Annotated in this window: 9 protein-coding genes; 5 read left to right on the top strand and 4 right to left on the bottom strand. The window is 69.7% G+C overall.

Annotated elements, in window-relative coordinates; all coding sequences use genetic code 11:
* Positions 1-81: 81 nt before the first annotated feature.
* Complete coding sequence (gene eccB, locus AB0H88_RS21930) at positions 82-1,479, bottom strand: type VII secretion protein EccB (RefSeq protein ID WP_357647122.1); 1,398 nt, start codon at positions 1,477-1,479, stop codon at positions 82-84.
* 250 nt (positions 1,480-1,729) lie between these two features.
* Between eccB and pta the strand changes: the two genes are divergently transcribed.
* Entirely contained in the window at positions 1,730-3,808 is a 2,079-nt protein-coding gene (gene pta / locus AB0H88_RS21925) for a phosphate acetyltransferase (RefSeq protein WP_357647120.1), read from the top strand.
* 66 nt (positions 3,809-3,874) lie between these two features.
* Here the strand turns inward: pta and AB0H88_RS21920 are convergent, their stop codons facing one another.
* Positions 3,875-4,327 carry an ATP-binding protein gene (locus AB0H88_RS21920; RefSeq protein WP_357647118.1) on the bottom strand — a complete coding sequence of 151 codons (453 nt, stop codon included), beginning with the start codon at positions 4,325-4,327 and terminating at the stop codon, positions 3,875-3,877.
* Positions 4,328-4,527: 200 nt separating this feature from the next.
* On the opposite strand from AB0H88_RS21920, the gene AB0H88_RS21915 reads away from it, so the two are divergent.
* From AB0H88_RS21915 to AB0H88_RS21905, 3 genes are all read left to right on the top strand, one after another.
* Positions 4,528-5,367, top strand: coding sequence for a helix-turn-helix transcriptional regulator (locus tag AB0H88_RS21915; protein WP_357647116.1), 840 nt, complete (start codon positions 4,528-4,530; stop codon positions 5,365-5,367).
* Positions 5,352-5,567, top strand: coding sequence for a DUF397 domain-containing protein (locus tag AB0H88_RS21910; RefSeq protein WP_357647114.1), 216 nt, complete (start codon positions 5,352-5,354; stop codon positions 5,565-5,567). The genes AB0H88_RS21915 and AB0H88_RS21910 overlap by 16 nt, the downstream gene beginning before the upstream one ends.
* Before the next feature lie 238 nt (positions 5,568-5,805).
* Positions 5,806-6,294: an NUDIX hydrolase gene (locus AB0H88_RS21905; RefSeq protein ID WP_357647112.1), complete on the top strand. Its 489-nt coding sequence runs from the start codon at positions 5,806-5,808 to the stop codon at positions 6,292-6,294.
* Positions 6,295-6,381: 87 nt separating this feature from the next.
* On the opposite strand, the gene AB0H88_RS21900 is transcribed toward AB0H88_RS21905, so the two are convergent.
* Together AB0H88_RS21900 and eccD are read right to left on the bottom strand one after the other, a co-directional pair.
* A complete protein-coding gene (locus AB0H88_RS21900; protein WP_357647110.1) occupies positions 6,382-6,768 on the bottom strand; it encodes a hypothetical protein in 387 nt (128 codons plus the stop codon).
* 56 nt (positions 6,769-6,824) lie between these two features.
* Positions 6,825-8,216 (bottom strand): type VII secretion integral membrane protein EccD, encoded by a 1,392-nt coding sequence (gene eccD / locus AB0H88_RS21895; protein ID WP_357647108.1) that lies wholly within the window; start codon positions 8,214-8,216, stop codon positions 6,825-6,827.
* A 130-nt stretch (positions 8,217-8,346) separates the two neighbouring features.
* Here eccD and eccCa point away from each other — a divergent pair, with 130 nt between their 5' ends.
* Entirely contained in the window at positions 8,347-12,348 is a 4,002-nt protein-coding gene (gene eccCa, locus AB0H88_RS21890) for a type VII secretion protein EccCa (RefSeq protein WP_357647106.1), read from the top strand.
* Positions 12,349-12,513: the final 165 nt, after the last annotated feature.

The following is a 12,513-nucleotide window of genomic DNA, read 5'->3' as shown; positions in this document are numbered from 1 at the left end:
CGGAGCTGCCGAGCCGACTCGGGGCTGCCGAGCCGATTCGGGGCTGCTGAGCCGATTCGGGGCTGCTGAGCCGACTCGTGGTTACTGAGTCGGCGAGGCGGTGGCCACCGGTTTGGCGGCGCGCGCCGGGTCCAGCACCGGCCCCTCGGGGATGAGCTGCAGCACGTTGGCGGGCACCGGGGTGGCGCGCTTGGCGTCGTACCCCAGTTTGCCCAGCACGTCCGCGTTCGGCACGGCGTAGCGCCGCCCCTCGTCCGTCACCAGGTAGTACGACTGCACCGCGTCGAGCTGGCCGTCACCGGGCAGGACCCCGGCGACGATCGCCCGGCCCGGCGGCAGCCGTACCAGATCGGTGGCGTCGCCGTGGGGTGCGGGCAGCGTGCCGCCCGACATGAGCCGGGCGCGGACGGAGCCCTTGTCGGCGTCGGCGTAGACCGCGCAGAGCGGGCTCGCCGGGTCGTAGGCCGTCATCTTCGGCATCGACGCGGGCAGGCCGTCGGCCGGAAGCTTGGTGCGGGAGCGCGGGGCGGCGTTGGCCGTCGCCGCGTCGATCTTGACCTCGGCGGTCGTGCCACCGCTGTAGGCCGCCGGGTCGCTCAGCAGGAGCGTCGCCTGCGTGCGCGTGACGGGCGCCAAACCGTCGGCCAGCTGCACGTACCAGCGCGGCTCACCCCCGGCGACGGCCGTGGCCCGGAAGACCTGCCCCACGGCGGCCTTCTCGCCACCGGGCCCGGTCACCGGCCGGCCCCGCCCCACGATCGCGGGCGCGGCCAGGTCGGGCCCTTCCGGCAGGGCGTTCAGCCAGGCCACGGGCACGGCCGCCGGGTCGGTGCCGCTCAGGCCGCGCGCGATCCCGGCGGGCACCCGCATCCGCGCGCCGCGCCAGATCGCCCAGGTCTGCCCGCCGACGTCCACGAGCATCGCGCTGTCCTCGGCGAGCGGCCGATCGCCCGCCCGCCGCCCGGCGATCAGCGTCACGTACGGCTTGCGCCCCGTGTCGCTCTCGCGCTCCTGCACGCAGACCGACCAGGGACCGCCCGCGAGCCGATCGGCGGCCGGCAGTGAGTCGGGCGCCCCCGGAATGCCGACCGGCGTGCCCCGCTCGTACGAGCTCAGCGCCTCCCTGGCGACCACCCGCTCGGTGATCTGCGGTGAGTCGAGCACGAGCCGCGCCGAGGCGTAGTTGGCCACCGGGATCAGCCTGCGCTGGGGCTGGCTGTAAACGTAGCGGGCACCGGTCTCGCGTTCGATGATCAGCGTCCCCGGATCCCGCAGCGCCTTCGTCCCGCTGGGCCGCAGCAGGCCGACGACCGCGAAGCCGACGCCCAGCAGCACGGCGACCATCGCGCCGGCCATGAAGCCGATGTTCTGCCGCCGCAGCGGCCACTCGGGCTGGTTGGGCTGGGCACGCATCAGTGCCAGGCCGATCCGCTGGACCGTGAGCCGGTACGCCTGGTAGAGGTCGCGCTGGCTGTGCACGCCCACCTCCCCGGAATTCGCCCGGCCTAATTTATCCAGATAAGAACGGCCAGAGCGCGACACTTCAACAGTTCTGTAATGGACATACTCGCCGCGAATCCGCGCCCTTCACCTCCACGAGCTGAACCTGCGGGCGGGTGCCCGCGCGGTGCGGCAGGGGCCGCCCGGCTCGTCATCACAATCCGCGTCGGCGGCCGTTGCCGACAGCCCGCCGCCGAGATTGAGGAGGAGCTAACAGACAATGATGAACATGACACGTGCGGTGTACGTCGCGGCGGGCGAGGCGGAAAGCAACAAGGGCACGGTCGCCCTGGGCATGGTGGAGCTGCTGTCCCGGCAGGTGAAGACCGTGGGCGTGTTCCGGCCGGTGGTGCGGGCAGGCTGTGAAGACAACCTGATCAACACCATCCGGAGCAGGTTCCAGCTCAGCCTGCCCTACGAGACGTACGCCGGCGTCACCTACGACGAGGTGCACGCCGACGCCGAGCGTGCGGCCGGTGACATCGTGGCTCGTTACCGCGCGCTCGCGGGGCGATGCGACGCGGTGGTCGTGGTCGGGACCGATTACACCGATGTGGGCGCGCCGACCGAGTTCGAGTTCAACGCCAGGCTTGCCGCGGACCTGGGAACGCCCGTGCTGAACGTGGTGAGAGGGAGAGCCAGGACGGTCTCGGAGATCAGCGCCGCGGTCGAGCTGTCGTCCCGGCAATTGGCGCAGCACCACGCCCAGGAACTGGCGGTCGTGGTCACCCGGGCAGCTGCCGAGCGCATCGCGATCGACCACCCTACGCCGGTGTTCGTACTGCCCGAGGCTCCCTCCCTGCGCGCCCCCACCGTCGCCGACCTGCTGAATGCCTGCGACGGCAGGTTCTTCCTCGGCGAGCGCGACGGGCTGGGCCGGGAGGCGAGCGCGTTGATGGTGGGCGCGATGTCACTGCCCGGCATCCTGGACCGCTACACCGAGGGCGCCGCGGTGATCATCCCGTCCGATCGGGCCGCCGCGCTACTCCCAGGGCTGATCGCGGCACACGCGGCGCCGGGCTTCCCCGCCCTGTCGGCGGTGATCATGACGGGTGGCACGGATCTGCCCGCCCCGGCGGACCGGCTGCTGCGCAGCATGGCCATTCCCCTGCCGGTCATCGCCACCGACCATGACACCTTCGACACCGCGACCCGCCTGTCGGCGGTGGAGGGCCGGTTCACCCCCGAAGCCGGCGGGAAGATCGACACAGCGCTGCGGCTGTTCGCCGAGCACGTCGACGGCCGGCTGCTGCTCGATCGGCTGGCCATCGCCAAGACCGACGTCGTCACGCCGCTGATGTTCGAGTACGAGCTGCTGGATCGGGCACGTACCCGGCGACGGCACATCGTGCTGCCAGAGGGCGAGGAGCCACGCATCCTGCGCGCGGCCGACATCCTGCTGCGCCGTGGCGTGGCCGAGCTCACTCTGCTCGGCGACGAGGAGCGGATCAGGGTACAGGCCGCCCAGCTCGGCCTGGACCTGGACGAGGCCAGGGTGCTCAGCCCGTTCGACGCGCAGCTGCGCGAGCGGTTCGCCCGCGAGTACGCGAGAGTCCGGGCGCACCGGGGAATGACCACCGAACTGGCCCGCGACACCGTCACCGACGTGTCCTACTTCGGCACGCTGATGGTCCACACCGGCATGGCCGACGGCATGGTCTCGGGCGCGGCGCACACCACCGCGCACACCATCAGGCCGGCGTTCGAGATCCTGCGCCTGGGGCTGGTCTCCAGCGTGTTCTTCATGTGCCTGGCCGATCGGGTGCTGGTCTACGGCGACTGCGCGGTCAACCCCGATCCGAGCGCGGAGCAGCTCGCCGACATCGCGATCTCCTCGGCTCGCACCGCCGCCCTGTTCGGCGTCGACCCTAAGATCGCCATGCTGTCGTACTCGACGGGTGCCTCGGGTGCCGGCGCCGATGTCGACAAGGTCCGCACCGCCACCGAGCTGGTCCGCGAGCGCCGTCCCGACGTGATGGTGGAGGGGCCGATCCAGTACGACGCCGCAGTCGACCCCTCGGTGGCGCGGACCAAGATGCCCGACAGCCAGGTGGCCGGCCACGCCACCGTCTTCGTGGTGCCCGACCTCAACACCGGCAACAATCTCTACAAGGCCGTCCAGCGCAGCGCCGGCGCCGTCGCGGTGGGACCGGTGCTGCAAGGACTGCGCAAGCCCGTGAACGACCTGTCTCGCGGTGCCACCGTCGCCGACATCGTCACCACCGTGGCCATCACCGCCGCCCAGGTACGCGACGACGAGTCAACCGCCGACCGCGAGGACGCGGTGGAAACGGCAACATGGCGCTGACTCACTCTCCAGCAGCTCTCCTCCCCACGGCAGGCAGAGGCACCGTCGTACCGACCGTGGGGATGTCTAGCGGTGGGGCACCAGAGCCCAAACGACCTGCTCGTTCTGGGTGTTGTAGTAGTGACCCCACGACCCCTCGGTGATCTTGTGCACTACCTGCAGCCCACGGCCGAACTCGATCGCCGCGTCCTCGTCGTCGGGACCGGGGTCGTTCACGGGCTGTCGAAGCTGAGGGAAGGTATTGGCGTGTCCAGGATCGACCACGACCAGGCGGATGAAGCCTTTCTCCGGCTCTAGCCTCATGCGCACCCACCGCGCCGCGGGCATGGTCCCGAGACCGTACCTGATGGCGTTGGTGACCAACTCCGTAGCGAGCGTCTGAAGGTCATACGCCCGGGGGTGGTCCGCCCCCACCCACGACGTGATGGTGTCGCGCGCTCTGGCGGGGATCGCGCGGGGATCCAGATCCTTTATCTCGAAGGTGTGGCATTGGGTGGGGGAGTGGATCGCCGCATTCATGATTATTCACCGACTTTGTCTGTGCCGTTCTCGCCTCTGGGTTTCTTCAGGCTGTGTCACCACGAGTGGAGGGGTGTGGTGAATCGCTAGCCAGAATGGCACTGGAGGGGTATTTTTCTAAGCGATCAGCAAAGTCTGTAGCGACACAGTTTCCGGGCCACCGAGTTTCACCGCAGTGGTACAGAAGGAGGGAGCGGGGCATGGGAATCGAGGTGGAACTGGACCCCGAAACAAGTCCAGAGGCGCGATATGGTTATGAATTGCGTAAACGGCGCAAAGAGGCGGGATTGACGTTGGCTCAGCTGGGAGCCCGGGTCGCTCTCACGGGTCAGCAGATCGGCAACATCGAGCGGGCCGACCGCCGGATGGATGAAAACAGGGCGCGCCGGTGCGAGGAAGTCATGGGACTCCCGCCAGGTGATCTCGTGCAGCACCTTCCCCGTAGGTCTCGGAGCAACGTGACCTTCCGCAACTTCCTGCCGTGGCTGGACAGGGAGAAGCGGGCCACGGAACTGTGCGCCTATGAAGGGTTGATCGTTCCTGGCCTGCTCCAAACTCGGGAGTACGCGGAAGCTGTCTGCCGGGGTAAGCCCGGTACAACTCCTGAGCAAGTGAAAGAAGCCGTAGAGGCGCGGATGCAGCGACAAGCCATTTTGCGCCGGGACAACCCTCCGTTCCTATATGCCGTTCTCGACCAGTGCGCACTGCTACGCCCCGTAGGAAGTGAGGAAATCACCCGGGATCAGCTTCAACATCTCCTCATAATGGGTAGAAGTCCGAACATAGTGATGCAGATCGTCCCCCTACGCGCTATGTCTACGGGTGGCTTGGTGGCAGGGTTCGTGATCGCTCGGACGGCTGGAGATGGCGACGAGGCCGCCTTCATCGACTCCCCTGGTGGGGGCCGCATGGTGGACCAGCTTGAGGCTGTGGAGAAGCTTAAGGCTCGGTTTCAGACGATCAGGGCGGATGCGCTGCCCCGGGCAGACTCGATGGCGCTGATCGAAGAGAGGTTGAAACAAGAATGGATCTGGCACTGAGCGAAGAACTCAGGAACGCGGCGTGGCGGAAGAGCCCTCTCTCTGACGCCGAGGGGAACTGCGTACAGGTAGCTCGCCTGTCGGCCGGACGCGTCGCGGTGAGGGACAGCAAGGACCCCGATGGGCCTGCTCTGGTGTTCACCGATCCAGAGTGGAAGGCGTTCGCCGGTGGGGTGAAAGAGGGAGCATTCGACTTCTAGACACCGGTGCAGGGGGCCTGGCCTTCGGCCAGGCTCCCTCCAGGTTGGGAGAAACAGAGCGTCGTGCCGTCGAGTACGACGACCTCTCAGACAGCAGCAGCGAACCCGGCATTATCGAGTGGGTGAATTACCGTAAAGCCGCCGATTCTCTGCGGGTTGCTCGATGTAGCGGGAACAGATTCCGAGGAGATCGGTCAAGTCGCGGGCGGGCGGGCCGTGCGGGGGTAGCGTGGACGAGGTGAGTCAGACCTATCTGCCGCCCGAGCAGTGGTATGCGAGCCTGCCCACCGTTCACCTCTCCGCGTGCATGCTGCTCACCGACGATGCCGATCGCGTCCTGCTGGTCAAACCCAACTACCGCCCCTATTGGGCCGTGCCCGGCGGGATGGTGGACGAAGGCGAGCCTCCGCATGTGTGCGCCGTGCGCGAGGTCGGCGAGGAACTCGGCCTGCAGGTCGAGCTGGGCGCGTTGCTCGTGATCGACTGGATTCCCGCCATGGGCGATCGGCGGCGGCCGATGGTGAACTTCATCTTCGACGGCGGGATCGTTACCGACCCGTCGCGGATCCGGCTGCAGACCGACGAACTCGACGCCGCCCAGTTCTGGCTCTGGGATGAGGCGGCCACCAAACTGCCCGCGGACACCGCCGCCCGCATCCCGGCCGCCCGTGCCGCCCGCAAGAGCCAGCACACGATCTTTCTGCCGGCCGAGCGGCATTGGGGCTAGATCACCCGCACACCATCTCCCTGGACGTGAACGCAATGAATGTGCCGTGCGGGCGCCCGATGTGTTGTCCGCACAGCACGTTTGGTGCTACAGAAGGGGAATTTCCTGCTGTGTTGCCTGGTCCACCAAATGGCGCCCTGCAAGTGACCCCTTGAGGTGGAACTGATAGTTGCGCGCAAAGCCAAGGTTCGTTGATATGCGTCCATCTTCCCACGGAAAGGTCGGCTCACAATCGTCGTGAACCTTGATTCCCAGAACCACCTGCTCCGACGTTTCTGACACCTCGGTATCGGTGACCCGTTCACAGGACCTTCCATCGGAGCCCGGCCTGCCGGTGAGGATCACGGCGGTTATCGTGCGACCGCCAGGGTCGACAGCAGCGGACTCGATGGGATACCAGTGTGCTTGCCCGGCGCACCCGGCAGTCAGCAGGACGCTGATAGCCGCTAACGCCATTCCCCGGCGCTTCGCCATGATCCACTCCAGCTGCACTCAGGTGGTCTTGCATTTTTGCGAATAGGCCCTGCGCCTTAGCTGACCAGCCCGCGAATCGTCTCGTACACATCCAGTACGGCCAGCGCCAGCGGCAGCAGGGCGATCATCAGCACGATGTCGAGGATGTCGGCCAGCCGCCCCCAGAACGGAGTGGGCCGTGACGCGGTGAGCCAGAGCGCCACCCCGGCCACCAGCAGGGCGAGCACCACGAGCGCGGGCACCACGCCGAACAGCACCACTTCACGTGACGACCCCACCGCCACGGCCAGGATCGGCAGGCCGGCGCCGAGCAGGGCCGAGGTCAGCAGCCACATCCGCTGGGTCCGGCCTTCGAAGACGCGGGCGCGTAGCAGCAGGGCGGCCGAGAGCGACAGGCTCATCGCGATCGCCGGCCAGGTGCCGGCCACCGCCAGGAGTACCTGGGCGCCGAGCGTGAGGAGCGAGACCCCGCCGAGCAGGCCCGTGCAGAAGGCGTCCGCGACGACCGTCCGGTCGATCACCATCCGGCCGTCCAGGTCGCCGCCCTCGCGGCGCAGCTCGTCGGCGGTCGTCGGCAGGGCGGGCAGCGGCAGCCCGGCCAGCCTGAACGAGACCGACGGCACCACCGTCGTCAGGCCCACGGCCAGTGTGGCCAGCAGCGCGGCCACCCCGGCCGCCGGTACGGCGAGGACCATGACCGCCAGTGCGCCGAGCAGGCCGCAGAACGCGGCGAAGGCCACCCCGAGGAACGTCGGCAACCCCTGGGCCACGGCGAACCCGATGGCCGTGGCCAGCATCAACGTGACCCCGAACGCCGCCAGCAGGTGCGGCGCGCCCAGCCCGGTCAGGCCGGTCGGGGAATCGGGGCCGAGCAGCCCGGCGACGAACCCGTACGGCAGGGCCGCGTACCCGATCGCCGCTCCCGCGCCCGCGTCGCCCAGGGCCCGTGACAGCGCCGCCGCGGCCAGCAGCAGCACCAGCGCGATGCCCGCCGCGACGATGGCGGCGGGCGTCCACGGCGGGCCGGTCAGCAGCAGGGCGGCGGCGCCCGCGCCCAGCGCCAGCGCGGCGGTCCGCAGCCCGTACGACCTGGTGGCGGCGGGCTGCCACCGGCTGGTGCGTTCGAGTACGCCGGTCGCGACGGCGTCGGCCACGTCGTCGAAGACGGTCTCGGGCAGCTCGTGCCCCCGGGGCCGCAGGTGCAGCAGCTCTCCGTCGTGTACGGCCAGGTCAGAGAGCGTGACGTTCACGTCGAACGGCTGCCCGCCCACGCGCTGGAGCACCCAGCCGCCATGGGCCAGCCCTGCCTCCGCCAGCCCCTCGCCCGCGATGCGCAGCAGCGTCGGCAGCATGCTCGCCAGCGGCATGTCCGAGGGCAGGCCGAGATCGAGGGACCCCCGAGGGGTGACGATCGTGACCCGGCACAGGTCGGTTCCGGTGGCGCTCACTTGGAGGAGTGTATGGACTGGCTTCCCGCCGTGCCGCCGTAAATATGTCGAGAAAATTTGAAATGTCGCTGAATACGTGGTCTGACGGGCTTTTATGAGGGGTGTTGGGTGGCCGGTTCGGTGAGGTGTGGTGAGCGGCAACACATGGGTGGTGCGTCGGCCCGACCGGCGCAGGCCGCCGGAGCAGCCGAGCGGTGAGGTCCTGCTGGAACCGCCACCCGAGATCCCCGAGACGGTCACGGGCGGTGGCCTGACCCAGATACTGACGTACCTGCCGATGATCGCCGGGGCGGGCGCGATGGCGCTCATGTTCACCGGCGGCGGCACGGGCAACCCGATCATGATGGTCTCCAGCGGCCTGTTCGCCGTCTCGATGGTGGGCATGACGATGGGCCAGATGCTCAGGAACACCGGCGAGCGCAAGAACCGCGTCAACGGCCAGCGCCGCGACTACTACCGCTACCTGGAGCAGGTACGCAAGCGCGTACGCAAGGCCGCCGAGCAGCAGCGCAAGGCGATGACCTGGAACCATCCCGACCCCGTCACGCTGTGGTCGCTGGTCATGACCTCGCGGCTGTGGGAGCGGCGCCCCCGCGACGACGACTTCGGCCAGCTGCGGATCGCCACCTCCGCGCAGCGTCTCGCGCTGCCGCTCATCCCGCCGGAGAGCAGGCCGATCGAGGACCTCGACCCGATGTCCGCCGGGGCGCTGCGCCGCTTCGTCCGCACCCACGCCACGGTCCCCGGCCTGCCGGTCGCGCTGGCGCTGCACTCCTTCGCCCGGATCACGCTCGCGGGCGAGGCCGAGGCCGTCCGCGGCCTGGTCCGCGCCGCGCTGGCCCAGGCGGTGGCCCTGCACTCGCCCGAGGACCTGCGGGTTTCGGTGTGCACCGGGCCCGAGCACGCGGCCGAGTGGGAGTGGGTCAAGTGGCTGCCGCACGCCTTCCACCCCGAGGAGGAGGACGGCGCGGGCCCGGTCAGGCTGGTCACCAGGGACCTCGGGGAGCTCGACGACCTGCTCGGGTTCGAGCTGAAGGACCGGCCGAGGTTCAGCAGGGGCCTGTCGCAGGACGTACTGCCGTACCACGTGGTGATCCTGGACGGCGGCCGGGTGCCCGCGGGCAGTCAGCTCGGCACCGACGCCATCGAGGGCGTGACCGTGATCGACCTCAGCGGGTCGGCGGGACAGGTGCCCGCGCCGCTCTCGCTGTATCTCGACGTCACGGCCGACGAGGTGGTCCGGGTCGTCGAGGACGACATGGGCAAGCAGGTCAGGACCACGCTCGGCCGGCCGGACGTGCTGGGTCTGCCCGCGTTCGCCGCGCTGGCCAGGCAGCTCGCGCCCATGCGGGCGGGCGCGGCCGGCGGGGCGGAGGAGGAGGGCGATGCGTTCGCCACCAACACCACGCTCACCGACCTGCTGCGCATCGGCGACGCCCGCCGGATCTCGGCCGCCGTGACCTGGCAGGCACGACCGGTCAGGAACCGGCTGCGGGTGCCGCTCGGCCTGGGCGCCGACGGCCGGCCGGTCGAGCTCGACATCAAAGAGGCCGCGCAGGGCGGCATGGGCCCGCACGGGCTCGTGGTCGGCGCGACCGGCTCCGGCAAGAGCGAGCTGCTGCGTACGCTGGTGCTCGCGCTGGCGATCACCCACTCCTCCGAGGTGCTGAACTTCGTCCTGGTCGACTTCAAGGGCGGCGCGACGTTCCTGGGCCTGGACACGCTGCCGCACGTCTCGGCGGTCATCACCAACCTGGAGGACGAGCTCCCGCTGGTCGACCGCATGCACGACGCGCTGCACGGCGAGCTGGTACGCCGCCAGGAGCTGCTGCGCTCGGCCGGCAACTACGCCTCGGTACGCGACTACGAGCAGGCCCGCGAGCAGGGCGCCCGGTTGAGCCCGCTGCCGACGCTGTTCATCGTGCTGGATGAGTTCAGCGAGCTGCTGTCGGCCAAGCCGGAGTTCATCGAGCTGTTCGTGATGATCGGGCGGCTGGGCCGCTCACTCGGCGTGCACCTGCTGCTCGCGTCCCAGCGGCTGGAGTCGGGACGGCTGCGCGGCCTGGACACGCACCTGTCGTACCGGATCGGGCTGCGGACGTTCTCGGCGGCCGAGAGCCGGGCGGTGCTGGGCGTCGCCGACGCGTACTCGCTGCCGCCCGAGCCGGGCAACGCCTACCTGATGTTCGAGACGACCGGGATGACCAGGTTCAAGGCCGCCTACGTGTCCGGCCCCTACCAGGCGGCGCAGCGGGAGAACCGCGCGGTCGCCGCCCGACCGGGCCACCAGGGCAAGATCGTCTGGTACGGCACCGAACGGGTGCCGCTGCCGCCGCCGCCCGCGGTCGAGCCCGAGCCCGTCGCCGAGGACCGGGAGCAACAGGACAGCCTGCTCAACATCGTGGTCGACCGCCTGAACGGGCAGGGGCCGGCGGCTCACCGGATCTGGCTGCCCCCGCTCAAGGAGCCGGCCTCGCTCGACCGGCTGCTGCCGCCGGTCCAGGCGACCACGTCGCACGGGCTCACCGCCGCCGGCACCGGCCAGAACCGCCCCGGCCGGCTGCACGCCGTGGTGGGCATCGTGGACAGCCCCTTCGACCAGCGGCGCGACCCGTACTGGCTGGATCTGTCGGGCGCGGCGGGCAACGCCGCGATCATCGGATCGCCGCAGACGGGCAAGAGCACCTTGCTCCGTACGCTGATCGCCTCGCTCGCGATCACCCACACGCCCAAGGAGGTGCAGTTCTACTGCCTGGACTTCGGCGGCGGCACGCTGTCGGCGCTGGCCGGGCTGCCGCACGTCGGCGGCGTGGCGACCAGATTGGACACCAACCGGGTCCGGCGAACGGTGGCGGAGATGACGGCCCTGCTGGCGCGCAGGGAGCGACTGTTCGTGGAGCGGGGCATCGACTCGGTCGCCACCTACCGCCGTCTCGTGGCCGCGGGCGAGTACGAGGGCGACGGCTGGGGCGACGTCTTCCTCGTCGTGGACGGCTGGGCCACGCTGCGCCAGGAGTTCGAGTCGCTGGAGGCGCCGCTGAGCGAGCTGGTCTCCCGAGGGCTCGGCTTCGGCATCCACGTCGTCGGCACGGCCAACAAGTGGTCGGAGTTCCGGTCCAACGTACGCGACATGTTCTCCACCAGGCTGGAGCTCAGGCTGGGCGACTCCTTCGAGTCGGAGATCGACCGGAAGGCCGCCGCCAACGTGCCCGAGGGCGCGCCGGGCCGCGGCCTGACCCGTGAGGCGCTGCACTTCCTCGCCGCGCTGCCCCGCGTGGACGGCAAGGCCACCGTGGACGACCTGGCCGAAGGGGTCGCCGCGCTGGTGGCGGACGCGGCGAGCGCCTGGCACGAGCCACCGGCGCCGCCCGTACGGCTGCTGCCCGACCTGTTCCCCGTACACACCCTGCCCGGACCGGACCAGAGCGGTCCGCGCATCCCGATCGGCATCGACGAGGCCGCCCTGGCGCCCGTCTCGCTCGACTTCGACGCCGACCCGCACTTCGTCGTCTTCGGCGACACCGAGAGCGGCAAGACCAACCTGCTGCGCGTCGTCGCGGAGGGCATCGTCGACAGGTTCACGCCGCTGGAGGCGCGGATCGTCATCATCGACTACCGGCGCTCACTGCTCGACACGGCCGACAACGAGCACCGGATTGGTTACGCCGCCTCCAGCACCGCCGCGGCCACCGTGCTCAAGGGCATCCACGAGGTCATGCAGACCCGGCTGCCGCCGCCCGACCTCACCTCCGAGCAACTGCGTACCAGGAGCTGGTGGACCGGCCAGGACCTGTACGTGATCGTGGACGACTACGACCTGGTGGCCACGTCCGCCAATCCGCTGGCCGTACTTGGTGATCTGCTGCCACAGGCCCGCGACATCGGGCTGCACCTCATCCTGGGGCGGGCCATGGGCGGCGCGGGGCGCAGCCTGCTCGACCCGGTCGTGCGGCGGTTGAAGGAGATGAACACCCCGGCTGTGCTGCTGTCGGGGCCTCGGGACGAGGGGGCGCTGTTCGGTAACGTGCGGCCGCAGCAGCTTCCGCCTGGGCGGGGGTTCTATGTGGACCGGCGTTCGGGGGCGCGGCTCATCCAGACGGCGTATCTGACGCCGCCGGAAGCGGGCTGGTAATCCAGTGACACTTCACGATCATGGTTAGGATCTGCGCTGGTAGTGACAGCGTCGAGCGGTGGCTTGATGGCTGTAGCGGATGAGCACGCCGAACACGCTGGCCGCTCCGTGCCGCACCTCACGGGAGTCGGTACGCCTGCCGGAGCAGCCGCCAGCCCAGGGCCC

Origin of the sequence: Nonomuraea sp. NPDC050680 (genome assembly GCF_040654555.1) — a bacterium.
Taxonomy (GTDB): Bacteria; Actinomycetota; Actinomycetes; order Streptosporangiales; family Streptosporangiaceae; genus Nonomuraea.
Note: the sequence above shows the minus strand (reverse complement) of the source record. Positions and strands in the feature narration are given on the sequence as shown.